Consider the following 26,142-nt stretch of genomic DNA (forward strand, 5'->3'; position numbering starts at 1 on the left):
GCCCCTCCCCGGGCGGTCCGACTCGTCCGGACGGCCGGGGGCGGCGCCGGGCTCACGGTTGCGGGGTCAGCGCCGGATTCGCACCGGCTTCCCCCGAGGGAGGAGCGGGATGGAGTTGTGTCGCCCGACGACTCTAACCGGCGGACCGCACCGACCGGCCGGCCGCGGCAGGAACAGGTTCCAGTAGGCGTGGCCATGACGGCCGCCGCGGCCATCGCGGCAGCGGGGTCGAGCCGGCACTCACGGCAGCGTGAGCAGTCGCGCCGCCGTGTGCAGGTCGGCCCGGACCTCGGCGATCGAGGCGCGCCCGGAGAGCCAGGCGACGAGCGCCGAGTGCCAGGTGTGCTCGATCACCCGCACCGCCGCGCGCTGGCTCTCGCTGGGCGGCCCGGACTGGCCGATCGCGTCCAGGATGAGCTGCCCGGTGGCCACGCTGACCTGGTCCACCTCGGCGCCGACCGAGCGGTCCGCGAAGGACAGCGCCCGGACCATCGCCTCCGCCAGCAGCGGCTCGCGCTGCAGCGCGTGGAAGGCCCGGGTGAGCGTGTCGGCGACCCGCAGCGCCGGTTCCGCGTCGGCCGGCGGGTGCCGCCGGATGTGTTCGTGCAGGCCCTGGAGCTGTTCCAGCATCACCGCGACCAGCAGGTGCACCTTGGACGGGAAGTACCGGTACAGCGTGCCCAGCGCCACCTGCGCGCTCTCCGCGACCTCCCGCATCTGCACCGCCTCGTACCCGCCCCGGGCGGCCAGCGCGGTGGCGGCCCGCAGGATCCGCCGGCGCCGCTCGGCCTGGCTGGTGGTCAGCGGCAGCTCACCGGGCCGGGGTGCGACGGGCATCGGGGTCAGGGGCTCGGTGGACGGCGGCAAGGGTGCTCCCGGGCTGGCGAGAGTGGCGGTGTGCTCCACAGGTCGGCAAGGGTCGGCGTGGCGGGAATCACCAGCCCTGGCTCCTGAGGAAAAGCTACGGGCCGGTATCTTCGAGGTCTCTCATTGTTCACGTGGTCGATGACGAGTTCCACAGCCACTGAAACCTGATCTACTTTAGCGACCGGCAGCACAGATAGCAGCTAGAGATGAGGGCCCAGGATGACCGCGCAGCCGCTGCGGATTGCCCTGCTGTCGTACCGCGGGGACCCCTTCTGCGGCGGTCAGGGCGTGTACGTACGGCACCTCTCCCGTGAGCTGGCCAGGCTCGGCCACCACGTGGACGTGATCGGGGCCCAGCCCTACCCGGTGCTGGACGAGGTCGAGGGCCCCGGCTCGGTGCGCCTGGTCGAGCTGCCCAGCCTGGACCTCTACCGCGCCGGCGACCCGTTCCGCACCCCCGACCGCGGTGAGTTCCGCGGCCCGGTGGACGTGCTGGAGTTCGCCACCATGCGCACCGGCGGCTTCCCCGAGCCGCTGACCTTCTCGCTGCGCGCCCGCCGCTACCTGGCTGCCCACAAGGGCCGCTACGACGTGGTGCACGACAACCAGACCCTCGGCTACGGCCTGCTGGGCCTGGCCCGGCACGGCTTCCCGCTGGTCACCACGATCCACCACCCGATCACCGTGGACCGGCAGCTGGAGCTGGACGCGGCCACCACCCGGCTCAAGCGGCTCTCGCTGCGCCGCTGGTACGCCTTCACCCGGATGCAGCGCCGGGTTGCCGCCCGGCTCGACCACGTGATCACCGTCTCCGGCACCTCGCAGCGCGAGATCGCCGAGCACCTGGGCGCCGCGCCCGGCGCGATCTCGGTGGTCCCGATCGGCGCCGACACCCGGCTCTGGTCGCCCTCGGCGGAGATCGGGCGGGTGCCCGGCCGGATCGTCACCACCTCCAGCGCGGACGTCCCGCTGAAGGGCCTGGTGTACCTGGTCGAGGCGCTCGCCAAGGTCCGCACCGAGCGGGACGCCCACCTGGTGGTGGTCGGCAAGCCGCAGAAGGAGGACGGTCCGGTGGCCGAGGCGGTGCGCCGCTTCGGGCTGGCGGAGCACATCGAGTTCCGCAGCGGCCTGACCGACCAGGAGCTGGTCGACCTCTACCGCTCGGCCGAGGTGGCCTGCGTCCCGTCGCTGTACGAGGGCTTCTCGCTGCCCGCCGCCGAGGCGATGGCCACCGGCACCCCGCTGGTCGCCACCACCGGCGGGGCGATCCCCGAGGTGGCCGGACCGGACGGCGAGACCTGCCTGACGGTGCCGCCCGGCGAGGCGGACGCACTGGCCGCCGCGCTCGGCCGGCTGCTGGACGACCCGCGGCTGCGCGCCGAGCTGGGCGCCGCCGGGCGGGAGCGGGTGCTGGCCCGGTTCACCTGGGAGCGCGCCGCCGAACTGACCGCCGAGGCCTACCGCGCGGCGATCGCCACCGGCGCCGGCGCCCGGGCCCGCTCCGGGCCCGGCTGGCGGTACGTGGCCTGAACCGGGGCCGGCCCCGTACGCCGGCCCGGGTGCGCCGACACGGACCCGCCGCCCTCCGGGGCGGCGGCGCGTGGCAGGGTGTGGCACCGCGCGTCGGCTCGCGCCGGCGCGGAACGAAGCGTGACGAAGCGTCAAGGACGCTTGCTGGCAATAGGAATGGGAGTCCTGCAGTGCTGACCGTCGATTTCTCGCGCTTCCCGCTCGCCCCCGGCGACCGGGTGCTCGACCTGGGCTGCGGCGGGGGCCGGCACGCGTTCGAGTGCTACCGCCGCGGCGCCAACGTGATCGCCCTCGACCAGAACGCCGAGGAGATCGCCGAGGTCCAGAAGTGGTTCGCGGCGATGGAACAGGCCGGTGAGGCCCCCGAGGGCGCGTCGGCGGTCGCGATGGAGGGCAACGCGCTGGCGCTGCCGTTCGAGGACGAGTACTTCGACAAGATCATCATCTCCGAGGTGATGGAGCACATCCCCGACGACAAGGGCGTGCTCAACGAGATGTTCCGGGTCCTCAAGCCGGGCGGCCTGCTCGCCGTCACCGTGCCGCGCTGGCTGCCCGAGAAGATCTGCTGGGCGCTGTCCGACGAGTACCACGAGGTCGAGGGCGGCCACATCCGCATCTACCGGGGCGACGAACTGCTCGGCAAGCTCAAGGACGCCGGCCTGGAACCGTACGGCACCCACCATGCGCACGCGCTGCACTCGCCGTACTGGTGGATCAAGTGCGCGGTCGGCGTGAACAACGACAAGGCGCTGCCGGTCAAGGCCTACCACCAGCTGCTGGTCTGGGACATCGTCGGAACCCCGGTGATCAGCACCCTCACCAAGGCCGCCGAGCGGGCGCTCAACCCGGTCATCGGCAAGAGCTTCGTCGCGTACGCCTCGAAGCCCCAGCGGGCGAAGGCATGACCGCCGCCGTCCCCGAGGTGCTGCTCCTCGACGGGGTGCTCGACGCCGCGCAGGCCGCCGACACCGTCCGCAGCATCCTGGCCGAGCAGCGCCCCGACGGCGCCATACCGTGGTTCGCCGGCCACCACCTGGACCCCTGGGACCACACCGAGGCCGCGATGGCCCTCGACACGGCCGGCGAGCACGCCGCCGCCGAGGCCGCCTACCGCTGGCTCGCCGCCACCCAGAACGCGGACGGCTCCTGGTACGCCGCCTACACCGACGGCGTGGTCACCGACCGGGCCAAGGAGAGCAACTTCTGCGCCTACGTGGCGGTCGGGGTCTGGCACCACCACCTCAGCACCGGCGACGACGCCTTCCTGGAGTGGATCTGGCCGGTCGTCCGGCGGGCCCTGGACTTCATCGTCTCGCTGCGGCTGCCCGGCGGCCCGATCGCCTGGCGGGTCGACGAGGACGGCGCCGCCACCGGCGAGGCGCTGCTCACCGGCTCGTCCAGCATCCTGCACGCGCTGCGCTGCGGCCTGGCCATCGCCGACTACCTGGAGGAGCCGCAGCCCGACTGGGAGCTCGCGGCCGGGCGGCTGCGGCACGCCATCGCCCACCACCCCGAGCGGTTCCTGGACAAGGACCGCTACTCGATGGACTGGTACTACCCGGTGCTCGGCACCGGCCTGCGCGGCGACGCGGCGGTGGAGCGGATCGAACGGGACTGGGAGCGCTTCGTCGTCCCCGGCCTCGGCGTGCGCTGCGTCAGCGACCGCCCGTGGGTGACCGGCGGCGAGAGCGCCGAACTGGCCCTCGCGCTCTGGGCGATCGGGCAGTCCGACCGCGCGGTGGACATCCTGCGCTGGATCCAGAAGCACCTGCGGCACGAGGACGGCTCGTACTGGACCGGGTACGTCTTCGAGGACGACGCGATCTGGCCGGAGGAGCGCACCACCTGGACGGCCGGGGCGCTGCTGCTCGCGGTGGCCGCGCTCGGCGGGGACCCGGCGACGGTCGCGGTCTTCGGCGGGGACCAGCTGCCCGCCGGGCTGGTGGTCCAGGACTGCTGCTGAGAGCGGGTACGGCGAGCACGCGGAAGGGGCGGGACCGGAGAACCGGTCCCGCCCCTTCCGCGTGCCTGCCTGCGTCCGAGGACGTCAGCCGCGCTGGATGCCCGCGGTGTCGGCCAGCACGCCCTGCGTGCCGTCCGCCAGCTGCGCGACCAGCGCGGTGCCGCGCTGCTCGACGGCCAGGTACCAGGTGCCGGGCACGACCTCGCCGATCGGGGCGCCGGCCGGGTTGTCCTTCGGGGCCAGCTGACGCGGCGCCGGGACGGCGAACCAGAACGGCTGGAAGTCCCCCGCCGGGGCGGCCGGCTGCTGCGCGGCCGGGGTCGGCTGCGGGGCCGGGACGGCGGCGTCCTGCGGCTGCGGGGCCGGGGTCGGCTGGCCGGCGGCCGGGTAGCCGTAGCCCGCCTGGGCGCCGAACGCCGGGTCCTGGCCCGGGGCCGGGGCCGGGGCCGGGTAGCCGTACTGGCCCTGACCGGGCGCACCCGGGTGGCCGGGCTGGCCCGGGAAGCCGCCCTGGTACGGGGCGGCCGGGCGGTCGGAGACCAGCGGGGCCTTCAGCGCCGGCACCAGCGGGCTCGCGGCGGCCGCACCGGCCAGCACGATCAGCGAGATGAAGCCGAGCCAGGCGCCGAAGCCGTGGCTGATGCTGCCGCCGGACGGGCCGCCGCCCAGCGACCAGACCGAGGTCCACAGCGCCGCGACGGCGAAGGCGATGCCCCACTGGTCCAGCCGCAGGCCGAGCACCTGGCGGTTGGCAGCGGCCTGGCCCTGGAAGCGCTGCACCAGGATCAGCACCGCGGCGGCAATGCCCAGCAGGTAGATCGAGGGCAGGATGGGGAACAGCTCCGTGCTCCACGCGTTCTGCGAGGCGTCGGGTCCGCAGTACCGGCCGGCGCAGCTCACGGTCCAGTAGGGCAGGAAGGAGGCGATGAAGAGCAGGACGGCCGCGCCTGCGACGGCGGCGTCTCCCCTGGTGAGAGCGCGCAGATTCACTAACGTTCCCCTCGTTGACGTGTCGTGGACGGTGGTTCGTGCGGTCGGGCTGACCGGCCGAAACTCCCGAACGGACCAGAAGCCTAGGCCCAACCGTCCTTCCGGTGCACGGCGGGACCGGGAATGGGGCGAAGTCGTTGCAAACCACGCGGGCCGGGCGGAGCGCCGTCCGTCGCGAAGCGCGGGTCAACTTCCTTACTGGGGCTTCGATTCTTCTATTGGGTCGTCAGGAACGCGGTCAGGGCGTCGGCGATCCCCTGGGCGGCCTGCTGGCGCCACTGAGGGTCCGTCATCCGCTTCGCGTCCGTCGAGTTGCGCATGTTACCGCACTCGATGAACACCTTGGGGACGGTGGACAGGTTGAGGCCGCCCAGGTCGGAGCGGGTGTCCAGGCCCTGGTCCGCGATGTAGTCGGCGTACGGCTCGCCGGTCGCGGTGCGGAAGTGCTCGCGCAGCTGGAGGCCGAGCCGGTGCGAGGGTTCGACGATCGCCGAGTTGTCCGCCTTCCCGGCCACCACCCTGCCGGGCATGATCACGTGGAACCCGCTGCCGCCCGCCGGGCCGCCGTCCGCGTGCACCGAGACCGCGGCGTCGGCGTGCGCGTCGGCACCGGCCCTGGCGCGCTCGTCGATGCACGGGCCCCAGGGGCGGTCGCCGTCCTGCACCAGCACCACGGTGGCGCCCCGGGCGGCCAGGATGGCGCGGGCCCGGCGGGAGACGTCCAGGGTGTACTCGGCCTCGGTGTAGCCGGCGTTGGTCTCGGTGCCGGTGGTGTCGCACTCCTTGCGGGCGTTGCCGATGTCCACCTGACGGTTGATCTCGGCGGAGTGCGCGAAGTTGCCGGGGTTGTGGCCGGGGTCGAGGACGACGGTGCGACCGGCCAGGCTGCTCGCGGGGGCGGCGGTCGGGGTCGGGGCCTGGGTCGGGGCCTGGATCTGGGGCAGTGCGGCGGTGGGGGCTCCGGTCGCCGGGGGCTCGGCGGAGGGCGGCGGTGCGACGGGAGGGGTGAGCGGCGTCGTGGCGGGGTCGGTGGCGCCGGGGGCGGCCTGCGCCGTGGCGGGGGCGGAGGCGGCGGACGTGGCGCCCGCCGGGCCGGAGTCGTCGAGGGCCTGCCAGCCGAACCAGCCCGCCGTGCAGAGCGGTACGACCGCGGCCACCACCGTGGTGACGCGCAGCAGGGTGGAACGGCGGGGCGGTTGCTGGGCGGTGCCGGTCACGGGTGGGTCAGATCCTGTCCTGGGTGCGCGGGGTCAGTCCGAAGCTGTTCGCGATCGGGTTCCACTTGGTCATGAAGTCCGTCTTCGCCTGGGTGGCCTGCGGGTTGAGCTCGTCCGCGTGCTTCTTGTCCGGGGTGCTCGGGGCCCGGCCGGAGCAGCCCTGGGCGGCGACGGCGCGCGCCCAGGCCGCGTACGCCTTGTCGATGTCGGCGGACAACTGCCAGGCGGATTTCAGTGAGTTCAGTGCGTCCGCACCGCCGGGCACGTCCGTGACGCTCAGTTTGGCGAGCTTGGTCAGCAGGGCGGCGCGCTGGTTGGCACCGGTGTCGAACACCTGGGCCGCGCTCTCGATGTCGGCCTTCGACGGGCAGCTGCTCACCTTGGCGACGGCGCTGCCGATCGGGGCCTTGGCGCTCTCGCCCTCGCTCAGCAGGCCGTCCAGCGCCTGCGCCTGGGCCTGGGCGTTGGGCCCGGGGCCGGTCGCGGTCGGGGACGGCGCGGCGGAGGGCGAGGCCGGGGCGCTCGCGGCGCCGCTCGGTGCGGCGTCGGTGCCGGTCGGGGCGGGAGCGGGCGGCGGGTTGCCGGCGCCGGTCGCGGGGGCGGCGCTCGGGACCGGCGCCGCCTGGCCGCCCTTGTCGCCACCGTCCCGGCCGGCGAACAGCAGGCCGCCGCCGATCGCCAGCACCAGGAGCAGCGCGAAGCCGATCAGCAGCGGGGCCTTGCGGTTGGCCGGGCTCCGGTCCTCGTCCTGGTAGGCGGTCGGGTAATCGGTCGGGTAGCCGGTCGGATAGTCGGGCTGGGCGCCGTACGGGGACTGCGGCGGGGCGGCGGGCGGCTGGGGGTAGCCGTAGCCCTGCGGCGGGGCCGGGTGCTGGCCGGTCTGGTACTGGCCGGTCTGGTGCTGGCCGGTCGCGTGGGCGGGGAACGGCGAGGCCGCCGGAGGAGCCGCCGGGGGCGGGGTGGGGGTCCGGGGGATCGGGGCGGTCGGCGGGTCGTAGCCGGGCGCGGCGGCCAGGTACGGGCGGGCGCCCAGCGGCGGGCCCTGGTCGCCGACGGCGCCGGGCGGGGGCGGCGGGGCGACCACGCCGAGGCGGGGGTCGACGGGGGCCTGCGGGGCGGCGTCCGCTGCGGGGGCTTCGGAGGCGGGTTCGGCGGACGGCTGCTGCGGGCCGCGCACCCAGCCGCCGGCGCCGCCGCGCGCCGTCGGGTCCCAGACCGCGGGAGCGGTGTTCTGCTGGTCCGTCATTCGCTGCTGGCCCCCACCGTCCGCCGATGCTCTGCCTGGTGCTGCGCGGCCACCGTACCGTTCGAATCCCCGCCCGACAGCCCCGGCACGACGTTAGAGCATCGGTGCGGGGCCGTGGGGCGGCTCGGTGGATCTGCGGGCGGCTCCGGCGCTCGGGGTGCTCGGGATCAGCGGGCGGTGCGGCGCAGGACGCGCAGCGATCCGGTCACCGAGATCTCCTCGAAGCCCTCGGCGAGCGCCCGCAGGTACACCCGGTACGGGGCCTGGCCGCCGTCCGCGGGGTCCGGGAAGACGTCGTGCACCACCAGCAGGCCCTCCGGCGCCAGGTGCGGCACCCAGCCCTCGTAGTCGCCGGTCGCGTGCTCGTCGGTGTGCCCGCCGTCGATGAACACCAGGCCCACCGGGCGCCCCCACAGCGCGGCGATCCGCGGCGAGCGCCCGACCAGCGCCACCACGTGCTCCTCCAGCCCGGCGGCGTGCAGGGTGCGGCGGAACCGGGGCAGGGTGTCCATCAGCCCGACCTCGGGGTCGACCAGGCTCGGGTCGTGGTACTCCCAGCCGGGCTGCTGCTCCTCCGAGCCGCGGTGGTGGTCCACGGTCAGCGCGACCGTCCCGGCCTCCCGCGCCGCCGCCGCCAGCAGGATCGCCGACCGGCCGCAGTAGGTGCCGATCTCCAGCACCGGCAGACCGGTGCCGCGGGCCGCCGCCACCGCCGCCGCGTACAGCGCGAGCCCCTCGTCCACCGGCATGAACCCGGTGGCCGCCTCGAACGCCGCCAGCACCTCGGGCGCCGGACGGGCGCTCTGCAGCAGGTCGGACATGCGGTGCTCCTCGGGTTCGGCTCACGGACGGACGTGCTGGGGACCCTACTCGACGGTAGCGGCGAGGGCGTCGGCGGGGACGGCCGGCGCGGGCCGCAGTCCGGCCACTCGGTTGTTGTGGAACGCGTTCTAGTCCGGTCGTGCCGTCCGTGTCAGAATCCTCGCGATCGTCGATTCGAGGACCACCGGGAGCAGCCCATGCGTGCAGCCGTCCTGCACAAGACCGGCCAGGACACCCTGGACGTCCGTGAGGACGTGACCGCGGTCGGGTTCGGAAGCGGCGCCGTCCGGGTGCGGATGCGTGCCGCGAGCCTGTGCCACTCCGACCTGTCCGCGATGAGCGGTGTCCTGCCGCAGCCCGCGCCGTTCGTGCCGGGGCACGAGGGTGCCGGTGACGTCGTGGAGGTCGGCGAGGGCGTGACCGGCTTCGAGGCCGGCGACCGCGTGGTGCTCTGCTGGATGGCGCCGTGCGGGCGCTGCGACCACTGCGTGCGGAACCGCGGCCACCTGTGCATCGCCAGCCTGCGCCGGCTCGGCACCCCGGGCTTCCGGATCGAGGAGGGCGGCCTGACCGCCTCCGGCTTCTACGGCACCGGCGCCTTCGCCGAAGAGGTCGTGGTCCCCGCCGACGCGCTCATCAAGGTGCCCGCCGACCTCCCGTACGAGGCCGCCGCGCTGATCGGCTGTGGGGTGACCACCGGCATCGGCGCGGCGGTGAACACCGCCCGGGTCGAGCCCGGCGCCTCCGTCGCCGTCATCGGGGCGGGTGGCGTCGGCGTCGCCACCGTGCAGGGCGCCCGGGTCTGCGGCGCGGGCCGGATCACCGTCGTCGACCCGGTGGCCTCCCGCCGCGAGCGCGCCCTCGCCTTCGGCGCCACTGAGGCGATCGCCCCCGAGGAGCTCAAGGCGACGGCCAAGAAGCTGCCCGGCGGCGGCTTCGACTACGTCTTCGAGGCGGTCGGCCGCTCGGCCACCGTCCGGGCCGGCTACGACGCGGCCCGCCGCGGCGGCGCGGTCGTCGTCATCGGCGCGGGCGCGCAGGACGACCTCGCGCAGTTCACCATGGGCGAGCTGTTCTTCAACGAGAAGCGGCTGCTGCCCTCGCTGTACGGCGGCGCGACGGTCGGGCGCACCATCGCCCTGGTCGTGGACCTCTGGCGGGCCGGGCGGATCGACCTCGACGGCATGGTCACCCACCGGGTCGGCCTGGCGGACGTCAACGAGGCGATCGCGCAGATGCGCAGCGGCGAGGCGTTGCGGACCGTCGTGACGATGGACTGAATGGACTGAACGGACTGAACGGACTGAGAGGCGCGAGGGACGCAGCGGACGCGCCGGTCGCTACGGACGCGACGGACGCGACGAGGGCCCGCCGGGAAGTGTTTCCCCGGCGGGCCCTGTGCGCGTGACGCGCTGTGCGGTGCGGTGGGATCAGCCCTGCGCCGCGGCGGCGCGGTGGCGGCCGTGCGGGTCGGACTCCGGGCGGTCGTCGGCGGCGGAACGGCCGCGGTGGCGGCCGTGCGCGGTGTCCTTGGCCGTCTTCTCGTCGGCGTCGGTCCCGGTGACCGCGGGTCCGGTGGTGTCGGTGAGGGTGTCGGACATGAGAAATCGTCTTTTCCGTGCGGAGGGTGCAGGTCATCGGCGCCCGTCCGGCGCCGGTGGCGCGCGGGCGGGTCCCCGATCGGGCGCCCGGTACGCGCCCGTAGCCGGTGATCGCGGCCCGTGCCCCGGCCACCATAACGGCCGGGACGGACGAGATCCTATCGAGATCACGACGCGCGTCCCGCGCTGGTCCGGGGCGCGGAACCGAGCCAATGACCGACCAGCTCGCGGTAGAGCGGGGACAGCACCTGAAGATCGCCGTGCCGGGCGAGCAGCCCGCGCCCGCCGTCCAGCAGCAGCACCCGGTCCGCCCGCAGCGCCGAACTGATGCGGTGCGCGACGACCACCAGCGTCCCCGGCCGCGCGGCGAACGCCCGCTCCACCCGCTCCTCCGCCGCCGAGTCCAGATGGCAGCTCGCCTCGTCCAGCACGACGACCGGGGCGGGCGACAGGTACGTCCGCACCAGCGCCGGCAACTGGCGCTCACCTGCGGAGAGTTCACTCGGATCGAGTAGCGCGGCGCCCAGCCCGCCGAGGCGCGCCACCAGGGCGTCCGCGCCCAGCACAGCCACGGCCGCGGCCAGCCGCTCGTCGGTGGCGCCCCGGAGCGAGCCAGCCTGTCCGGCGGGTGCGTGTGCCACCCCGACCAGCGCCTCGACCTGCTCGAACAGTCCCGCCCCGAGTGCCGCCCAGCCGGCCGCCGCGGCGAGCGCGCCGGGGGCGAGGACGCCGTCGGCGAGCAGCGCGCCGGCGGTGGTGAGCACCGCGACCTCGACCAGGGCGACCAGCAGCGTCGCCTGCCAGGCCGTCCGCCGCTGGGCCGCCCAGAGCGCGTGCCCGGCCGCCGAGAGCTCCGAGCCCGACGATCGCGCCCACCGAGGTGAGCAGCGCGGTGGCGGCGCCCAGGACGGCGGGCAGCCGGCCGCCCGCGTCGGCGGCCGAGCCCAGCAGCCGGGCGGCCTCCATCCACCGCGCCGGGGTTGGTGCCCCGAGCCTCGGCGGGCCCGGGAGTCTGTGGGATGCGGGCGGCGGCTCAGCCCGGACGGCCGGTCCGCAGGAACGCGGCCAGCAACTCGTGCAGCACGGCGGCGCCCTCCTCGGCGAGCACCTCGTGCCCCGACCCGGCCGCCTCGACGTACCGGAAGTCCTCGCCCTCGACCCGGCCGATCCGCAGCAACTCGTGCCGCAGCGAACGGGACTGGCTGACCGGCACGACCTCGTCCCGGTTGCCGTGCACCAGCAGCAGCGGCGCGCTCAGCCGGTGCGCCAGCTGCAGGACGTCGCGCGGGCCGCGGGCGTCGGCGATCTGCTCGCCGCCGCCGAGCCGGATGGTCAACGCCCGTACCGGAGGCGCCGCTTCGGCCAGCAACCGGGCCCCGGACAGGAAGGGGGCGACCACCGCGCAGCGGGACACCTGACCGGCCGGGGCGTGCGCGGCCGCCAGCAGCGCCAGGAACGCGCCGTAGCTGACCCCGAACAGCGCGGGCGGTTCCAGCCCGAGTGCGGCGCGCTGGCCCGCGATGCCGTCCAGCAGGTAGAGCACGTCGTCCAGGTCGGGCCCGCCCCAGGCGCCCCGGATGGCCAGCGCGTGCGCCACGCCGTAGCCCGTGGAACCGCGCTGGTTGGGTGCGACCACCGCCAGGCCCTCGGCGGCCATCCGCTGCAGCGCCGGGTCGAACTCCAGCCGCCAGGCGTCCGCCGGGCCGCCGTGCAGCGCCAGCACCAGGTGCGGACTGCTCAACCAGGCGTCCCCGCCGTACACCACGGCCTCCAACGGGCCTGCCGGTCCCGCCAGTTCGAGACTCTGCGCGGGCTGCCAGAGGCCGCCCTCGCCGGGCGGGGTGCTGCCGTCCAGCTGCCAGCCGGGCGGCGCGGTCCGGACCGGACGCACTCCGCCGGGCTGCCAGGGCAGGACGGTGTCCCGCCAGGGGCCGGGCAATCCCGAGGACAGCGGCGCGAGTTGGAGCGGCAGCGGCATCGGGCCGGTGGCGGCCGGCACCGGCCCGTGCGCCAGCAGCGCGTCCACGTCCAGGGTGGCCAGCGCCGCCGGGTGGTCGGGCGAGGAGTACGGCAGCCGCAGCCCCGCCGCGTCCCAGTGCCCGACCGCGCCGAGCCGCCCGGGCGGCACCGGCAGCGGGTCCAGCCGCCCGACGGACGGACGCCACAGGGCGAGCGCCGACCCGGCGCCGTGGTCGATCTGCACCGCGACCCGGGGCCCGTCCACCCCCTGCCGCAGCGCGACGGGCCGCAGGAACATCCCCGCGACGTGCAGGCACTCCGGGAACCGCAGCGGCTCGCCGCCACCGAGAATGCCCCAGCCGAGCCGGTCGGTGCCGGGCGCGTCGCTGCGCACCATTGCGAACCGGCTGTCCGGGTCGAACAGCACCAGGCGGTCGTTGCTGCGCTCGCCGATCTCCAGCAGCGGAGTGGTGGTGCCGCTGCGCAGGTCGAGCACCACGCTGCGGACCAGGCCCGCGTTCACCCGGTCCAGTGCGAGCAGCGCGCCCGCGTGGTCCAGCCAGGCGCCGCCGCCGTGCAAACCCGGGATCTCGGCGACCCGTTCGGGCTCGCTGCCGTCCGTCCGCACCAGCCAGGCGGTGGTCGCCGGCCGGGTGTCGGTGCCGAGGGCGACCGCCACCGGCGTCCGGGGGCCCGCGCCCGCCGGCACCGGGAGCGGCAGCAGGCGCAGCCCGGCCATCCGGAGGGAGGCCAACGGCTGCTCCACAAGGGCGAGTTCACCGGGCGGGCCGGGTGAACCGGGCGATCCCGGCGAACCTGGCGAACCGTAGGGCTCGTACGAGCCGGGTGAACCGTACGAGCCGGGTGAACCGTACGACTCGTGCGTGCCGGGCGTGCCGTGTGACAGGCGGACCAGGTCGTGTCGCTCGCCGTCGTGCCGGCAGACCAGCACCGAGCCGTCCGGCAGCGCGACCAGCTGCGAGCGCAGGCTCTCCGAGCGGTGGCCGGACAGCGGCAGCGCGACCGGCACGGCCGGTGCGCCGTCCTGCGGCAGCCGCCAACTCTCCACGTACCAGCCGCTGTCGGCGGAGGAGGCCAGGCAGGCGGCGTGGCTGCCGTCGGCGGCGAAGGTGAAGCTCAGTCGGCGCAGCGCCTGCGTCACGGTCCGGGTGGCCACGTTCATGCTCCGCTCACCCCGCCGCCCGGCTCCCCCCGCCCCGGCTCCCCGCGCAGCGTCTCCCGGGCCCGCGCGACTCCCCAGCGCCGCTCCGGCTCCTCGGCCCGCAGCCCGAGGATCGCCGGTGCCAGTCGTCGTGCCGTCGCCCCGGTCCGCGCCGCGAGGGCGAGCCAGCGCCCCACGCGCTCGGCGACCGGGCGGGCGTGCGGGAGGTCCTCGGGCAGCAGCGGGTCGTGGCCGGTGGCCAGCAGGAAGAGCAGCCCGCCGAGGGCGTACAGGTCGACCGTCGGGTCGGCGACGCAGCTGCCCGCCGCGGCGAGCCGGCCGGGCCCGTGCTCGGGGGCGCGGTAGCCGGGGGTGCCGGCGGATCCTGCGGTCCGGCCGGCCTCGGCGGCGAGTTCGAGGTCGACCAGCCGCAGCGTGCCGTCCGGGCGGACCATGACGTTGCCGGGGGAGAGGTCGCGCAGCACCAGCCCCTCGGCGTGCACCCGCTCGACCAGGTCGAGCAGGGCGTGCGCGACCGGCCCGGCCTCGGACCAGTCGACGTCGGGGCTGCCGTCGCGCCGCAGCCGGGCGGCGACCCAGCTGCCCAAGGGCTGTCCGGCGATTCGTTCCTGCACCAGGAAGACGGAGTCGTCCTGCTCGATCAGTTCGATGGTGCGCGGCGCCAGGCCCTGCCCGCTCAGGCGGTCGAGCAGCGCGGCCTCGTGCCGCAGCGCGTCGCGGGCGTCGGTGCCCGCGCGGTCGACCTCGATGTGCGCCCGGGCCTGCTTGACCACGACCTCGGCGCCGCTGGACGCCTCCCGCCCGAGGAACACCCCGCCCTTGGCGCCGTGCCGCACGGCGGCGGTCACCGCGTACCGCCCGGCCAGCAGCACCCCGCCCTTGCGCCTGCCTCCGCCGCTGCCGCCCCCCGAGGTCTCGGAGCGCAGCGGGTCCCGCGCCCACCCCGGCGCCCGGTACGAGCCCCCGCGCACGTCCTCGGCCCGCTCCCCGCCCGGTCCGCGCAGCAGCGAGCGGTACTCCCCGTCGTTGCCCAGCTCCGCGGGCAGCGCGAACGCGCCGTACCGGTAGTGCACCCGGCTCCCGGGCCGGTACGGCCGGTCGGAGAGCACCACCGGCCCCGGCAGACCGGCGGTGGCCCGGTCGAGCTCGGCCGCCAGCCGCTGGAACTGCGCGTCGTCCGCCGGGTAGACGGTGATGAACTTGCCCGCCGAACCCCGTTCGCTGTTACGGGAGTTGAGCTCCCGCAGCCGCTCCTGCGCGGCGGCGAACCTGAAGCTGCACGGGTCCTCGGCGAGCACCCGGACGACCGTCGAGAGCACCTCCTCGCCCGCCACCGAGGCCGCGCTCACGTGGAGCTTCCAGCCCTGCTCGGGCAGGGGTGGGGACGCGGACGGCCTGGCCGTGCACCAGAAGCCACCGACGGTGACGTCCCAGTCACCGCGGCCTCCCCGGCCTCCGGCGCCGGCCAGTGCCGCCCGCGTCGTCTCCGGCCACGAACCGGCCGCATCCGGTCCGCGCCCCGCCGATCCCCGTTCCCCGGCCGTACGCAGCGATGTGCCCGCCGCCATGCCGCCACCACATCCCTTCGTCTCGTCCGCCGCCCCGCGGGTGCCCACTGCTCCGGCACCCGGGCACCCGGCCCGATCGGCTTCTGTTGCGACCCCTGCTCGGGGCCGGCTCGACGCCGGGCCCTCCCGGGGCTACTGACGGGGCAACTCCCGTTCGCAGAAGTGAAGTTAGTTTCGAGAAAACCGGCGCCTCAACGCAGACCCGGTCACTTCACTCGTAAAGGTGATCCGTATGCGGTTTCGCATCCGGGCGAGTGCCGGGGTGTGAGCAGAGTGCGCCCGGCGCGCGGGGGCGTACGGCCCGCGCGGGCCCGGTCGCGCGCTCTGCGTCGACCCCCGGCCGGCCCCGCGCCGCAGGTTGACGCGCATCCGTACGCCGTCGGCACCCTCGTCCGAACTCCCGCCGAACTCCTGTCCGAACCCCCGTCGGGCCCCCGCCGAACCCCCGCCGGACCCCGCGCCCGCCCCGGTACCCGAACGGCCGAGGCCCGATCGGCCCCGCGCGCACGGTAGTCTCGACAGGTGCCGAAACTGTCCGACGTCATCACCGCGCTCGAAGAGGTCTACCCGCCGCAGTGGGCGGAGTCCTGGGACGCCGTCGGCCTGGTCTGCGGAGACCCTCAGGCCGAGGTCAACCGCGTGCTGTTCGCCGTCGACCCCGTCCAGGCGGTCGTCGACGAGGCCGTGGAGTGGGGCGCCGACCTCGTGGTCACCCACCACCCCCTCTACCTGCGCGGCACCACCAGCGTCGCCGCCACCACCTTCAAGGGCCGGGTGGTGCACACGCTGATCACCAACGGCATCGCCCTGCACGTCGCCCACACCAACGCCGATGTCGCCGACCCCGGCGTCTCCGACGCGCTCGCCGAAGCGGTGGGCCTGCGGGTGACCGGTCCGCTGGTGCCGGACCCGACCGACCCGCTGGGTCGCCGGGGCAGCGGCCGGATCGGCCTGCTGGAGCCCCCGCTGCCGCTGTCCGCGTTCGCCGCGCAGGTCGCCGAGGGCCTGCCCGCCACCGCCGCCGGCGTCCGCGTCGCGGGCGACCCGAACCGGCTGATCAGCCGGGTCGCGGTGTGCGGCGGCTCGGGCGACAGCTTCTTCGCCGACGTACGGGCGGCCGGCGTGGACGCCTACGTGACCGCCGACCTGCGCCACCACCCGGCCTCCGAGGCCGCCGAGGCGGCGCCCGTCGCGCTGGTCGACGCCGCCCACTGGGCCACCGAGTGGCCCTGGCTCGGCCTGGCCGAGCGCGCCCTGCAGTCCGTCGCCGACAAGCGCGGCTGGACCGTGGAGACCAAGGTCTCCCACCGGGTCACCGACCCGTGGACCGCGCACGCCCCCATGTCCTTCACCGCCTGACCCGATTCACAGGAGCTCTCCGCTTGAACGCCGCGCCCGCCGACCAGATCCGCCTGCTCGACCTCCAGGCCATCGACTCCAAGCTCGACCAGCTGGCCCACCGGCGCCGGACGCTGCCCGAGCACACCGAGATCGAGAAGGTCTCCGCCGACCACACCGCGCTCAAGGACCTCGTCGTCGCCGCCGAGGCCCAGAAGGGCGACACCGCCCGCGAGCTGACCAAGGCCGAGCAGGACGTCGAGCAGGTCCGCGCCCGTGCCGCCCGCAACCAGCAGCGCCTGGACTCCGGCGCGATCACCTCGCCGAAGGACCTGGAGAACCTCCAGCACGAGATCGGCTCGCTCGCCAAGCGCCAGGGCGACCTCGAGGACGTCGTGCTGGAGATCATGGAGCGCCAGGAGAGCGCCAAGAGCCGGGTCGAGGAGCTGTCCGCCCGCCTGGAGCACTCCACCGTCGTCCTCACCGAGGCCGAGGGCCGCCGCGACGCCCTGCTCTCCGAGATCGACGCCGAGGCCGACAAGGTCAGGCGCGACCGCGAGACCGTCGCCGCCGTCATCCCGGCCGACCTGCTGAAGATCTACACCAAGCTGCGCGAGACCCAGGGCGGCGTCGGCGCGGCCCGCCTCTACCAGCGCCGCTGCGAGGGCTGCCGCACCGAGTTCTCGATCACCGAGCTGAACGCCATCAAGGCCGAGCCGGCCGACAAGGTGGTCCGCTGCGAGAACTGCTCGCGGATCCTGGTCCGCACCGCCGACTCGGGCGTCTGAGCCGGTGGCGGCGCGCTTCATCGTCGAGGCGGACGGCGGGTCCCGGGGCAACCCGGGGCCGGCCGGCTACGGCGCGGTGGTCCGCGATGGGGACACCGGGCAGATCGTCGCGGAGGCCGCCGAGTTCATCGGCCATGCCACCAACAACGTGGCCGAGTACAAGGGCCTGATCGCCGGCCTCAGGGCGGCCCGCGGGCTCGACCCGGACGCCTCGGTGGACGTCCGGATGGACTCCAAGCTGGTCGTCGAGCAGATGTCCGGGCGCTGGAAGATCAAGCATCCCGACATGCAGCCGCTCGCCGCCGAGGCGCGCACCATCTTCCCGCGCGGCCGGGTCACGTACACCTGGATCCCGCGCGAGCGGAACAAGGACGCCGACCGGCTGGCCAACGAGGCGATGGACGCGGGCAAGGCGGGGCGTCAGTGGGAGCCCAGGCCGAAGGCCGTCGTCGCCGACGAGCCGCCGCTGGAGACCGCCGCCCCCAAGGCCGGCTGGGCCGGCCCCGCCGACCTCGGCACCCCGACCACCTTCGTCCTGCTGCGCCACGGCGAGACCGCGCTCACCCCGGAGAAGCGATTCTCCGGCAGCGGCGGCAGCGACCCGGAGCTCTCCGACAGGGGCCGCTGGCAGGCCGAGCGGGCCGCCGAGGCGCTCGCCGCGCGCGGCAGCATCCAGGCCGTGGTCGCCTCCCCGATGCGCCGCACCCGGCAGACCGCCGAGACCGTCGCCGCCCGGCTCGGCCTGGAGGTCCGGTACGAGGACGGGCTGCGCGAGGTCGACTTCGGCGACTGGGAGGGGCTGACCTTCGCCGAGGTGCAGGAGCGCCACCCGGAGGACCTGGCGGCCTGGCTCGGCTCCGCGAAGGCCAAGCCGACCGGCAGCACCGAGAGCTTCACCACCCTGACCCACCGGGCCGGCGTCGCCCGGGACAAGATCATCGCCCGGTATGCCGGGAAGACCGTCCTGGTGGTCTCGCACGTCAGCCCGATCAAGACGCTGGTCCGCCTCGCGCTCGGCGCCCCGCCGGACTCGATGTACCGGATGGAGCTGGGCGCCGCCTCGATCTGCGCCGTCCAGTACTACGCGGACGGCAACGCCTCGCTGCGGCTGCTCAACGACACCTCGCACCTGCGCTGACCGGTCACCGGGGTGTGCTCAGTGCACCTCGGTGACCACCACGTCCAGCTGCCACGGCTTGCGGGCCGTGCCCTCCGCCGCCGGCTCCACCCGGTGGCCCAGCTCCCGCAGCGCGTCCATCAGCTCGCCGGGCGTCTTCGGCTCGGCCCCGGCGACCAGCAGGTCCCGGACGAGGCGGCCCTTGGTCGCCTTGTTGAAGTGGCTGACCACGCTGCGCTTGCCGTCGCGCTCCTGCAACACCCGCACGGTCGCCGTGCGGGAGGCCACCTCGCCGGCCGGCTTCCAGGCCGCCGCGTACGCGGAACTGCGCAGGTCCAGCACCAGCCCGTCCGCCACCTCCGGGAGCACGTCGGCCATCGCGCCCCGCCAGTACGCCCCGAGCGCTCCCAGATCGGGGAGTTTCACGCCCATGGAGCAGCGGTAGGACGGGATCCGGTCGGAGATCCGCACCGCGCCCCAGAGACCGGAGAAGACCAGCAGCGAGCGCTCGGCCCGGTCGTACGCGGCGGGGTCCAGGGTGGCCAGGCCGAGGTTGTCGAACAGCACCCCGGTGTACACCTCGCCCACCGGACGGGCACCGGCGGTCGGCAGGCCGGCGTTCTTGGCGATCTCCCCGCGCAGCCCGGGGGAGAGGCCCAGCACCTCGGCGGCCCTGTCCTCGTCACCCCGGCACAGGCCCACCAGCGCGTCCAGCACCGCCCCACGCGCCGCCGTCAGCCCGGGCAGCGACAGCCCGTCCAGAGCCACCGGCCCGCCGTCCCCGGACCCGGCCTTGCCCTCCGAGGGCGGCAACAGCACCAGCACAGCGGACTCCTCAACAGTTTGTGGCGGACGAACCCCGCCACCCTACTGCGGCCGCTCCTACTCCCAATGCCACGCAGAGGGGCGAGTAGTACCGGCGGTCCAGCCGCCGGAACCGCTCCGAACGCTCGACCACGCCGCCGAACAGCGCCAACCCGCCGACCCCGCGCGCCAGCATCACCCCCGCCACCGTCCGCACCCCGGCCCGCCGCAACCGCTCCGGCCCGACCGCCGGCAGCACCCCGGCCTCCGCCCCCACCAGGTACGCCGCCGTCCCCAGCAGCCCCGCCACCGCGACGCACGCCGCCGCCGGCGGCATCCCGTCGCCCGCCCCCGCCACGGCGTCCGCGAACTCCTCCGGCGTCCGCAACGGCCACGGCGTCACCGCCCACACCGCGTGCAGCACCCCGGTCGCCCCCAGCGCCCCCGCCACCGCGGCCCCCGTCACTGCCACCGCACGACCCATCGCCCAAACCCCCTCCGCACAGCCCCACTTGCCCCCACCCTACGAGCCCTTACACCGCCCCCCGCTGCGCCCGCCTGAAGTCGCTCCCGGGGTGCTGATCCCCGGCGGGGACGCCGAGCCTCCGTCCGGAATCACCCGATTCGCCCTACGCTGCCTCCATGCCTCGCCGAAAACTGCGCGTCAAGGCCGCCGACTCCGCCCGCATCAACAGCGAGCTGACCGAACTCCGCACCCGCCTGGAGATCCACACCGAGTGGCCGGAGGCCGTGCTCGCCGAGGCGGAGGAGGCGGCCGAGCGCCCCCGGCTGCCCGAGCACGACGCCACCGACCTGCCGCTGTTCACGGTCGACCCGCCCGGCTCCCGCGACCTCGACCAGGCCATGCACCTCACCCACCGGGCCGGTGGGGGCTACCGGGTGTACTACGCGATCGCCGACGTCGCCGCCTTCGTCCGCCCGGGCGGCGCGATCGACGCCGAGGCCCACCGCCGGGTCGAGACCCTGTACTTCCCGGACCACCGGATCCCCCTGCACCCCGCCCGGCTCTCCGAGGACGCCGCCAGCCTGCTGCCGGGCGAGCCCCGGCCCGCGCTGCTCTGGCAGCTGGACCTGGACGCCGACGGCGCCGTCGTCCTCGCCGACCTGCGCCGCGCCCTGGTCCGCTCGCACCGCCGCCTGGACTACGCCGCCGTCGAGCGCGCGGTGGACCTCGGCGGCGCCGACGAGCAGCTCGCCCTGCTCGCCACCGTCGGGCGGCTGCGCGAGGAGCAGGAGCGCGCCCGGGGCGGGATCAGCCTGCCGGTGCCCGAGCAGGAGGTCGAGGAGACCCTGCACGGCTACGTCCTCGGCTACCGCGCGCCCGGCCCCGCCGACGGCTGGAACGCCCAGATCTCGCTGCTCACCGGCATGTCCGCGGCCGAGCTGATGCTGGACGCGGGCGTCGGCCTGCTGCGCACGCTGCCCCCCGCGCCGGTCGGCGCGTACGAGCGGCTGCGCCGGATCGCCGCCGCGCTGGACGTCGAGTGGCCGCAGGCGCTCCCGTACCCGGAGCTGATCCGCTCGCTGGATCCGGACGTGCCGCTGAACGCCGCCTTCCTGACCGCCTGCACCGGACTGCTGCGCGGCGCCGGCTACCGCGCCTTCGACGAGTCCCGCGGCCTGCCCGTGCCCGCCGAGCCGGCCCACGCCGCGCTCGCCGCCCCGTACGCGCACTGCACCGCGCCGCTGCGCCGGCTCGGCGACCGCTTCGCGCTGGAGGTGTGCGCGGCGGTGGCGGCGGGGGAGGACGTGCCGGACTGGGCGCGCCAGGCGCTGCCGGACATCCCGGCGCTGATGGCGGGCGGGGACCGCCGTGCGGGAGAGGTCGAGCGCGCCTGCGTGGACCTGGTGGAGGCGGAGCTGCTGGCGGGCCGGGAGGGCGAGGACTTCTCGGCGGTGGTCATCGACGTGGACGAGAAACGGCCCGCCGCCGGTACCGTCCAGCTGCGCGACCCCGCCGTCCGGGCCCACTGCGACGCCCCGGGCGGCACGGGTGCGGACGGCGCCGTCGCCCGGTTGCCGCTCGGCCGGGTGATCGACGTCCGGCTGACGAAGGCGGACCCGGCCACCCGGACCGTCCGCTTCGCCGCCATGACAGCCGCGCCATGACGGCTGGGCCGTGACGGCTGGGCCGTGACTGCTGTGCCGTGACAGCCGTGCCGTGACGGTCGGGCCGTGACAGCCGGGCCGTACGGGCCGTTTCCACCCGTACGGTCCGTTCCGCCGACCCGTCCCGGCCCGCGGTGGGAGGATCGGTGCGTGCTCGATGCCAAGCCCCCCACCGTTGCGCCCGGGTCAGCTCCCGCTCCCGATCGCCGCCGCCGCCTGCTCGTCCTGGCGATCTGCTGCCTGAGCCTGTTCATCGTCGGCCTCGACAACACCGTGGTGAACATCGCCCTGCCCGCGATCCAGCGGGACCTGCGCGCCCCGGCGTCCGGGCTGCAGTGGATCATCGACGCCTACACCCTGGTGCTGGCCTCGCTGCTGATGCTGTTCGGCTCGGTGGCCGACCGGTTCGGCCGCCGCCGGGTGTTCCAGACCGGGCTGGTGTGCTTCGCGCTCGGCTCGCTGCTGTGCAGCGTGGCGCCGAGCCTGGGGTGGCTGGTGGTGTTCCGGGCGCTGCAGGCGGTGGGCGGCTCGATGCTCAACCCGGTGGCGATGTCGATCATCACCAACACCTTCACCGACCCGAAGGAGCGCGCCCGGGCGATCGGCGTCTGGGGCGGCGTGGTCGGCATCTCGATGGCGCTCGGCCCGCTGCTCGGAGGCTTCCTGGTGGACGGCGCGGGCTGGCCGTCGATCTTCCTGATCAACGTCCCGGTCGCGCTGGCCGCCATCGCGCTGACGGCCCGTTACGTCCCGGAGTCCCGCTCGCCCCGGCCGCGCCGGCTGGACCCGGTGGGGCAGCTGCTGATGATCGTGCTGCTCGGCTGCGGCACCGCCGCGATCATCGAGGGCCCGGGCAACGGCTGGACCTCCCCGTTGATCCTCGCCCTCGCCGCGGCCGCCGCGGCCGCGCTGGTCGCCTTCCCGCTCTGGGAGCGGCGCGTGGCCGAGCCGCTGGTGGACCCGCGGTTCTTCGCCAGTGCGCCGTTCACCGGCGCCACCGTCACCGCGGTCTGCGCCTTCGCCGCGCTCGGCGGCTTCCTCTTCCTCAACACCCTCTACCTACAGGACGTCCGGCACTACGGCCCGGTCGAGGCCGGCCTGTGGACGCTGCCGATGGCCGGGATGATGCTGGTCTGCGCGCCGCTGTCCGGACGGATCGTCGGCGGCCGGGGCCCGCGCCTGCCGCTGGTCGCGGCCGGGCTCGGCATCGCCGGGAGCGGACTGCTGCTCACCCGGCTCGCCGCCGACTCCCCGCCGGCGCTGCTGCTGGTCGCGTACGCGCTGTTCGGCTTCGGCTTCGGCATGGTGAACGCGCCGATCACCAATGCCGCCGTCTCCGGCATGCCGCGCGCCCAGGCGGGCGTGGCGGCGGCGGTCGCCTCGACCAGCCGTCAGGTCGGCCAGTCGCTGGGCGTCGCGGTGATCGGCACGGTCGTCACCTCGGCGGTAGTGGGCCCGGTCGCGACCGGCTTCGCCCCGGCCAGCCACGCCGGCTGGTGGATCCTGGTCGGCCTCGGCGGCGCGATCCTCCTGCTCGGCCTGGCCACCACCACCGCCTGGGCCGCCGCGACGGCCGCCCGGGTGGCCGCCCGCCTCGGCGCCGAGCCGCCGGCCGTCCGGTCCGGTGTACGGGAGGCACCGCCCGAGCGGCTACCATGACCACTACGGCGGAAGAGCCGGCCGGGCGGTCGCGACGGGTCACCAGACCCGCCGAGGAACGTCCGGGCTCCACAGAGCAGGGTGGTGGGTAACGCCCACCCGGGGTGACCCGCGGGACAGTGCCACAGAAAACAGACCGCCCACCGCTTTCGTGGTGGGTAAGGGTGAAACGGTGGTGTAAGAGACCACCAGCGACCGGGGTGACCCGGCCGGCTAGGTAAACCCCACCTGGAGCAAGGTCAAGATCGGTGCCCTCGGGCACCGTGCGCGGACGACTGAAGGCTGCTCGCCCGAGTCCGCGGGTGGACCGCACGAGGCTGTCGGCAACGGCAGCCCTAGATGGATGGCCGCCTCCCCGGGCCGCGCAAGCAACCCGGGAGACAGAACCCGGCGTACAGGCCGACTCTTCCGCCCCTGACGTCACGAGACCCCTCCGACCTGCGGAAACGCCAGGTCGGAGGGGTCTCGTCGTGTTTCGCCCGGTCCGGGTGACGGTTCCGGATGCGTGCCGCGGCGGGACGGCGCCACGATGGAGGCAGCGGGCAACGCCCGAATCCGAGAGGAAGGGGGCGGGACCATGGCCCCTCTGAAGCCCGATCCGTGCAGCCGGATGCGGACCTGGATCGTCTCGGCCGAGCAGTCGGTGACGCACGACCACGAGGTCGTGGAGCACGATTCGACCGGGCTCGATCAGCTGCGCGCACAGCCGTATCCCGATCCGCAGAAGATCGCCGAGGCGGAGAGGGGACTGGACGCGGACCGCCGGCAGCTGTCGCAGGACGAGAAGCGGCTGTCCGACCTCCAGCACAAGTTCGACCTCGAATGCGGCGGCTTCGTCCCGTGACGGTCGTCAGGACTCCCCGCGCGGCGACGCCCGCCCCTTCCCGGGGTGGGCGTCGGTGGTTCACGCCGGGTGGGCGCCGACGGCGTCGCGGATCTGCTCGCCGAGGCCGCCGTTGACCCGGGCACAGTTGGCGCAGCAGAAGAACATCCCGGCCACTTCGACGCCGTGGCCCACGATCCGGACGTTGCACTGCTCGCAGCGCGGTGCGAGCTTCTCCATCGCGCACTCGAAGCTGTCGAAGGTGTAGGTGTCGCCGCTGACCGTCTTGATCTCGAAGGCCAGCCAGTAGTCGTTGCCGCAGGTGACGCAGATGGCCATGGCGGCCGTCTCCTTCCGGTGGGGCCGCCCCGGTGGGGCGGCTCTTCCCAGTGTCGAAGGCCCGGTCGGCGGCGGCCACCCGGCGGGACCGCGAGGCGGAACCGGGGGTTCAGGAGCGGGCCTCAGGAGCGGGCGGAGAGGTCCTCCAGGGCGTGGACGGCGCGTTCGGCGTCGTCGGCGGCGACGAACAGGTGGTCGTGGTGGAAGCCGGCCACCACGTTGCAGCTGATCCCGTCCTCGGCGAGCCGTGCCGCCACGGCCGCGGTCAGCCCGACGGCCTCCAGCGCCGAGTGGATCTGCAGGGTGATCCAGGCCGCCACGTACTCGTAGCGCAGCCCGAGCGCGTCCGCCTCCTCCTGGGCGACCACCACCGTGACCCCCTCGGGCTCGGCGACGGTCACCACCGGCCGCATGCCGGCGGGCACCTTCGCGGGGAGCGTGCAGTAGACGTACCGCCCCGGGTTGAGCAGCGGGCGCATCCCGCGCAGCAGCGTCGCAAGATCTCGTTCTCCGGCCATGCCCGCCACCGTAGCGGCTGGGCGGTGGACGCGCCCGGGCGTGGCGGCCGTGTCGGAGGCGGCCCGCGCGGCAGTCGGCAGCGCAGTCGGCGAGCTATCGGTACATCGTTGACGAGCGACAGTCACCGATATATCGTCGAACTATCGAGACAGTAACTCGACTGTTTCGGAGAACCGATGGAGGACCAGGAGGTGGGCGCCATGCGCTCAGGAAGGCGATTCCGTGGAGAGGGCCCCGGCGGTGGCCGGCGGCGTGGACCGGGGCCGGAGTTCCGGGGGATGCCCGGGGAGGGCTTCGAGGGCCGGGAGGCGTTCGGCGGGTTCGGCCCGCCGTTCGGCGGCGGCGGGCCGGGGCGGCCGATGGGCGGCCCGTTCGGGCACGGCTTCGGCGGGCACGGCGGTCGGCGCGGCGGCCCGCACGGGCGGCGGGGCGGCCGGGCCCGGCGCGGCGACGTCCGCGCCTCGCTGCTGGCGCTGCTCAAGGAGCGGCCGATGCACGGCTACGAGATGATCGCCGAGATCACCGAGCGGACCGGCGGGGCCTGGCGGCCCAGCCCGGGCTCGATCTACCCCAACCTCCAGCTGCTGGAGGAGGAGGGCCTGATCACCGCGCAGGAGGTCGGCGGCAAGCGGCTGGTCTCGCTCACCGAGGCAGGCCGGGCCGAGGCCGAGGCCGGACCGGCGGAGCCGTGGGCGGAGGCCGGCCGGGAGGTCGACTGGGAGGCCGTCCAGGAGGTGGGCCAGGCGCTCGCCGCCGTGGACCAGGCGATCCGGCAGGTCATGGCGACCGGCACCGAGGCGCAGCGCGCCAAGGGCCTGGCCGTGCTGACCGAGGCCCGCAAGAAGCTGTACCTCATCCTCGCCGAGGATGACTGACCGGCGCGGGGGGAGAAGCACGGCGGGCGGTGCTGCCGCTGCTCACGGGTGGACCACGAACAGGGCCACGCAGACCAGCAGGAGCACCGCCCAGCCGAACCAGAGCCAGCCGTTGGGCCCGATCGTCACCGTGTAGAGGCTCACCACCGGCAGCAGCGCCGCGGTGACCCAGGCGACCTGCCGGTTGTGGTGCGCGACCGCCCGGGAGCCGTTCCTCGGGTGCCTAACCGTCCTGGCCATGCCGACCTCCCGGGAACGCGATGGGGGAAAGCGGGCGGCCCGCCGGCCGGGGGGCTGCGTCAGCCGGAGGCCTTCGTGGTGGCCGCCTCGTCGTACTCGTAGCGCCAGAACCAGCTCAGGCCCCGTACCTGCTTGGCCCGGACGTACACCAGTGTGCGCGCGGGGGCCTCACCGTGCGCGGGGACCGGGACCTTGTACTTCTTGGGCACGCCGAGCATCGGCCCCAGCGGGATCGGGAGGATCCTCCCGTCCAGGGGGCCGCCCACGAATTCGGTGTCCGCGCTCTTCATCCCTCCAGGGTCTCACCTCCCCGCCGTGACCCTCCCGGGTGACCGGAACGCCCGAGTGGGAGGGTGAGCGGGAGGCCTGGTGAGGGCCGCGTGCCGGGAGTGTGCCCGGGGTGCGCGCGGGAGTGTGACCGGAGAGGCACCGCCCCCGGTCATCCGGAGGGCCCGAGCACCCCTATCCTTTCCTGTACGCCCTCGGGGTTCACCCGGGTCAGCGGGCCCCGTACGGGCCGGGCGAGGCGCGGATCCGCGTGCCCTCCGGCCGATTTGGCGCGGA

The 26,142-nt window shown here is 75.0% G+C and carries 26 protein-coding genes and 1 other RNA gene; 12 read left to right on the forward strand and 15 right to left on the reverse strand.

Annotation, left to right across the window (positions count from 1 at the left end):
- Window positions 1–240: 240 nt before the first annotated feature.
- Window positions 241–837 (reverse strand): TetR family transcriptional regulator, encoded by a 597-nt coding sequence (locus ACZ3TI_RS06255; RefSeq protein ID WP_465723932.1) that lies wholly within the window; start codon window positions 835–837, stop codon window positions 241–243.
- Between the two features lie 249 nt (window positions 838–1,086).
- Here ACZ3TI_RS06255 and ACZ3TI_RS06260 point away from each other — a divergent pair, with 249 nt between their 5' ends.
- From ACZ3TI_RS06260 to ACZ3TI_RS06270, 3 genes are all read left to right on the forward strand, one after another.
- Window positions 1,087–2,397 (forward strand): glycosyltransferase family 4 protein, encoded by a 1,311-nt coding sequence (locus ACZ3TI_RS06260; RefSeq protein WP_465723934.1) that lies wholly within the window; start codon window positions 1,087–1,089, stop codon window positions 2,395–2,397.
- Window positions 2,398–2,567: 170 nt separating this feature from the next.
- Window positions 2,568–3,302: a class I SAM-dependent methyltransferase gene (locus tag ACZ3TI_RS06265; RefSeq protein WP_465723936.1), complete on the forward strand. Its 735-nt coding sequence runs from the start codon at window positions 2,568–2,570 to the stop codon at window positions 3,300–3,302.
- The gene (locus ACZ3TI_RS06270; protein WP_465723938.1) at window positions 3,299–4,360 is read left to right on the forward strand and encodes a prenyltransferase; all 1,062 of its coding nucleotides are present in this window, start codon (window positions 3,299–3,301) and stop codon (window positions 4,358–4,360) included. The genes ACZ3TI_RS06265 and ACZ3TI_RS06270 overlap by 4 nt, the downstream gene beginning before the upstream one ends.
- A gap of 84 nt (window positions 4,361–4,444) precedes the next feature.
- Here ACZ3TI_RS06270 and ACZ3TI_RS06275 read toward each other — a convergent pair whose 3' ends face one another.
- The 4 genes from ACZ3TI_RS06275 to ACZ3TI_RS06290 all read right to left on the reverse strand — a co-directional run bounded on the left by ACZ3TI_RS06275 (window position 4,445) and on the right by ACZ3TI_RS06290 (window position 8,634).
- The gene (locus ACZ3TI_RS06275) at window positions 4,445–5,350 is read right to left on the reverse strand and encodes a hypothetical protein (protein ID WP_465723940.1); all 906 of its coding nucleotides are present in this window, start codon (window positions 5,348–5,350) and stop codon (window positions 4,445–4,447) included.
- Between the two features lie 215 nt (window positions 5,351–5,565).
- Window positions 5,566–6,567, reverse strand: coding sequence for an N-acetylmuramoyl-L-alanine amidase (locus ACZ3TI_RS06280; protein ID WP_465723942.1), 1,002 nt, complete (start codon window positions 6,565–6,567; stop codon window positions 5,566–5,568).
- A 7-nt stretch (window positions 6,568–6,574) separates the two neighbouring features.
- Window positions 6,575–7,813 (reverse strand): hypothetical protein, encoded by a 1,239-nt coding sequence (locus tag ACZ3TI_RS06285; RefSeq protein WP_465723944.1) that lies wholly within the window; start codon window positions 7,811–7,813, stop codon window positions 6,575–6,577.
- 167 nt (window positions 7,814–7,980) lie between these two features.
- Window positions 7,981–8,634 (reverse strand): class I SAM-dependent methyltransferase, encoded by a 654-nt coding sequence (locus ACZ3TI_RS06290; protein ID WP_465723946.1) that lies wholly within the window; start codon window positions 8,632–8,634, stop codon window positions 7,981–7,983.
- A 198-nt stretch (window positions 8,635–8,832) separates the two neighbouring features.
- Here ACZ3TI_RS06290 and ACZ3TI_RS06295 point away from each other — a divergent pair, with 198 nt between their 5' ends.
- Window positions 8,833–9,915, forward strand: coding sequence for an alcohol dehydrogenase catalytic domain-containing protein (locus tag ACZ3TI_RS06295; RefSeq protein WP_465723948.1), 1,083 nt, complete (start codon window positions 8,833–8,835; stop codon window positions 9,913–9,915).
- A 150-nt stretch (window positions 9,916–10,065) separates the two neighbouring features.
- Here the strand turns inward: ACZ3TI_RS06295 and ACZ3TI_RS06300 are convergent, their stop codons facing one another.
- The 4 genes from ACZ3TI_RS06300 to ACZ3TI_RS06315 form a co-directional block, all read right to left on the reverse strand.
- Window positions 10,066–10,236, reverse strand: coding sequence for a hypothetical protein (locus tag ACZ3TI_RS06300; protein ID WP_465723950.1), 171 nt, complete (start codon window positions 10,234–10,236; stop codon window positions 10,066–10,068).
- A 167-nt stretch (window positions 10,237–10,403) separates the two neighbouring features.
- Entirely contained in the window at window positions 10,404–11,000 is a 597-nt protein-coding gene (locus tag ACZ3TI_RS06305) for a P-loop NTPase family protein (protein WP_465723952.1), read from the reverse strand.
- A 269-nt stretch (window positions 11,001–11,269) separates the two neighbouring features.
- Complete coding sequence (locus tag ACZ3TI_RS06310; protein WP_465723954.1) at window positions 11,270–13,378, reverse strand: alpha/beta hydrolase family protein; 2,109 nt, start codon at window positions 13,376–13,378, stop codon at window positions 11,270–11,272.
- On the reverse strand, window positions 13,375–14,946 hold the full coding sequence (locus ACZ3TI_RS06315) for a class III lanthionine synthetase LanKC N-terminal domain-containing protein (RefSeq protein WP_465723956.1): 1,572 nt from the start codon (window positions 14,944–14,946) through the stop codon (window positions 13,375–13,377). The genes ACZ3TI_RS06310 and ACZ3TI_RS06315 overlap by 4 nt, the downstream gene beginning before the upstream one ends.
- Before the next feature lie 522 nt (window positions 14,947–15,468).
- Between ACZ3TI_RS06315 and ACZ3TI_RS06320 the strand changes: the two genes are divergently transcribed.
- From ACZ3TI_RS06320 to ACZ3TI_RS06330, 3 genes are read left to right on the forward strand one after another with little or no spacing between them, the layout of a single operon-like run.
- Complete coding sequence (locus tag ACZ3TI_RS06320; protein ID WP_465723958.1) at window positions 15,469–16,305, forward strand: Nif3-like dinuclear metal center hexameric protein; 837 nt, start codon at window positions 15,469–15,471, stop codon at window positions 16,303–16,305.
- 23 nt (window positions 16,306–16,328) lie between these two features.
- Complete coding sequence (locus ACZ3TI_RS06325; protein ID WP_465723960.1) at window positions 16,329–17,072, forward strand: zinc ribbon domain-containing protein; 744 nt, start codon at window positions 16,329–16,331, stop codon at window positions 17,070–17,072.
- A gap of 4 nt (window positions 17,073–17,076) precedes the next feature.
- Window positions 17,077–18,210 carry a bifunctional RNase H/acid phosphatase gene (locus tag ACZ3TI_RS06330; RefSeq protein WP_465723962.1) on the forward strand — a complete coding sequence of 378 codons (1,134 nt, stop codon included), beginning with the start codon at window positions 17,077–17,079 and terminating at the stop codon, window positions 18,208–18,210.
- A gap of 18 nt (window positions 18,211–18,228) precedes the next feature.
- Here ACZ3TI_RS06330 and yaaA read toward each other — a convergent pair whose 3' ends face one another.
- Both yaaA and ACZ3TI_RS06340 read right to left on the reverse strand, forming a co-directional pair.
- On the reverse strand, window positions 18,229–19,014 hold the full coding sequence (gene yaaA / locus ACZ3TI_RS06335; RefSeq protein WP_465723964.1) for a peroxide stress protein YaaA: 786 nt from the start codon (window positions 19,012–19,014) through the stop codon (window positions 18,229–18,231).
- Between the two features lie 10 nt (window positions 19,015–19,024).
- Entirely contained in the window at window positions 19,025–19,465 is a 441-nt protein-coding gene (locus ACZ3TI_RS06340) for a DUF3995 domain-containing protein (protein ID WP_465723966.1), read from the reverse strand.
- Window positions 19,466–19,635: 170 nt separating this feature from the next.
- Here ACZ3TI_RS06340 and ACZ3TI_RS06345 point away from each other — a divergent pair, with 170 nt between their 5' ends.
- From ACZ3TI_RS06345 to ACZ3TI_RS06360, 4 genes are all read left to right on the forward strand, one after another.
- Window positions 19,636–21,123, forward strand: coding sequence for an RNB domain-containing ribonuclease (locus ACZ3TI_RS06345; RefSeq protein WP_465723968.1), 1,488 nt, complete (start codon window positions 19,636–19,638; stop codon window positions 21,121–21,123).
- A 150-nt stretch (window positions 21,124–21,273) separates the two neighbouring features.
- Complete coding sequence (locus tag ACZ3TI_RS06350) at window positions 21,274–22,782, forward strand: MFS transporter (protein ID WP_465723970.1); 1,509 nt, start codon at window positions 21,274–21,276, stop codon at window positions 22,780–22,782.
- 13 nt (window positions 22,783–22,795) lie between these two features.
- Window positions 22,796–23,193, forward strand: an RNA gene (gene rnpB / locus ACZ3TI_RS06355) — RNase P RNA component class A.
- A gap of 166 nt (window positions 23,194–23,359) precedes the next feature.
- Complete coding sequence (locus tag ACZ3TI_RS06360; protein ID WP_465723972.1) at window positions 23,360–23,626, forward strand: hypothetical protein; 267 nt, start codon at window positions 23,360–23,362, stop codon at window positions 23,624–23,626.
- A gap of 60 nt (window positions 23,627–23,686) precedes the next feature.
- Here the strand turns inward: ACZ3TI_RS06360 and ACZ3TI_RS06365 are convergent, their stop codons facing one another.
- Together ACZ3TI_RS06365 and ACZ3TI_RS06370 are read right to left on the reverse strand one after the other, a co-directional pair.
- On the reverse strand, window positions 23,687–23,944 hold the full coding sequence (locus ACZ3TI_RS06365; RefSeq protein ID WP_465723974.1) for a Prokaryotic metallothionein: 258 nt from the start codon (window positions 23,942–23,944) through the stop codon (window positions 23,687–23,689).
- A gap of 122 nt (window positions 23,945–24,066) precedes the next feature.
- Window positions 24,067–24,462: an ACT domain-containing protein gene (locus tag ACZ3TI_RS06370; RefSeq protein WP_465723976.1), complete on the reverse strand. Its 396-nt coding sequence runs from the start codon at window positions 24,460–24,462 to the stop codon at window positions 24,067–24,069.
- Between the two features lie 201 nt (window positions 24,463–24,663).
- Between ACZ3TI_RS06370 and ACZ3TI_RS06375 the strand changes: the two genes are divergently transcribed.
- Window positions 24,664–25,338 (forward strand): PadR family transcriptional regulator, encoded by a 675-nt coding sequence (locus tag ACZ3TI_RS06375; protein ID WP_465723978.1) that lies wholly within the window; start codon window positions 24,664–24,666, stop codon window positions 25,336–25,338.
- A 42-nt stretch (window positions 25,339–25,380) separates the two neighbouring features.
- On the opposite strand, the gene ACZ3TI_RS06380 is transcribed toward ACZ3TI_RS06375, so the two are convergent.
- On the reverse strand, window positions 25,381–25,578 hold the full coding sequence (locus ACZ3TI_RS06380; RefSeq protein WP_465723980.1) for a hypothetical protein: 198 nt from the start codon (window positions 25,576–25,578) through the stop codon (window positions 25,381–25,383).
- A gap of 59 nt (window positions 25,579–25,637) precedes the next feature.
- Window positions 25,638–25,868, reverse strand: a complete 231-nt coding sequence (locus tag ACZ3TI_RS06385) for a hypothetical protein (protein ID WP_465723982.1) — start codon at window positions 25,866–25,868, stop codon at window positions 25,638–25,640.
- Between the last annotated feature and the right edge of the window lie 274 nt (window positions 25,869–26,142).

Source organism: Kitasatospora sp. NPDC023120 (assembly GCF_055560835.1).

Excerpts from the sequence above, each read along its gene's own strand:
- ACZ3TI_RS06260 (WP_465723934.1), top strand. The coding sequence starts at position 1,087 with ATGACCGCGCAGCCGCTGCGGATTGCCCTGCTGTCGTACCGCGGGGAC.
- ACZ3TI_RS06370 (WP_465723976.1), bottom strand. The coding sequence starts at position 24,462 with ATGGCCGGAGAACGAGATCTTGCGACGCTGCTGCGCGGGATGCGCCCG.
- ACZ3TI_RS06310 (WP_465723954.1), bottom strand. The coding sequence starts at position 13,378 with ATGAACGTGGCCACCCGGACCGTGACGCAGGCGCTGCGCCGACTGAGC.
- ACZ3TI_RS06315 (WP_465723956.1), bottom strand. The coding sequence starts at position 14,946 with ATGGCGGCGGGCACATCGCTGCGTACGGCCGGGGAACGGGGATCGGCG.
- ACZ3TI_RS06285 (WP_465723944.1), bottom strand. The coding sequence starts at position 7,813 with ATGACGGACCAGCAGAACACCGCTCCCGCGGTCTGGGACCCGACGGCG.
- ACZ3TI_RS06270 (WP_465723938.1), top strand. The coding sequence starts at position 3,299 with ATGACCGCCGCCGTCCCCGAGGTGCTGCTCCTCGACGGGGTGCTCGAC.
- ACZ3TI_RS06380 (WP_465723980.1), bottom strand. The coding sequence starts at position 25,578 with ATGGCCAGGACGGTTAGGCACCCGAGGAACGGCTCCCGGGCGGTCGCG.
- ACZ3TI_RS06385 (WP_465723982.1), bottom strand. The coding sequence starts at position 25,868 with ATGAAGAGCGCGGACACCGAATTCGTGGGCGGCCCCCTGGACGGGAGG.
- ACZ3TI_RS06295 (WP_465723948.1), top strand. The coding sequence starts at position 8,833 with ATGCGTGCAGCCGTCCTGCACAAGACCGGCCAGGACACCCTGGACGTC.
- ACZ3TI_RS06290 (WP_465723946.1), bottom strand. The coding sequence starts at position 8,634 with ATGTCCGACCTGCTGCAGAGCGCCCGTCCGGCGCCCGAGGTGCTGGCG.
- ACZ3TI_RS06360 (WP_465723972.1), top strand. The coding sequence starts at position 23,360 with ATGGCCCCTCTGAAGCCCGATCCGTGCAGCCGGATGCGGACCTGGATC.
- ACZ3TI_RS06375 (WP_465723978.1), top strand. The coding sequence starts at position 24,664 with ATGCGCTCAGGAAGGCGATTCCGTGGAGAGGGCCCCGGCGGTGGCCGG.
- ACZ3TI_RS06345 (WP_465723968.1), top strand. The coding sequence starts at position 19,636 with ATGCCTCGCCGAAAACTGCGCGTCAAGGCCGCCGACTCCGCCCGCATC.
- ACZ3TI_RS06255 (WP_465723932.1), bottom strand. The coding sequence starts at position 837 with ATGCCCGTCGCACCCCGGCCCGGTGAGCTGCCGCTGACCACCAGCCAG.
- ACZ3TI_RS06365 (WP_465723974.1), bottom strand. The coding sequence starts at position 23,944 with ATGGCCATCTGCGTCACCTGCGGCAACGACTACTGGCTGGCCTTCGAG.
- ACZ3TI_RS06300 (WP_465723950.1), bottom strand. The coding sequence starts at position 10,236 with ATGTCCGACACCCTCACCGACACCACCGGACCCGCGGTCACCGGGACC.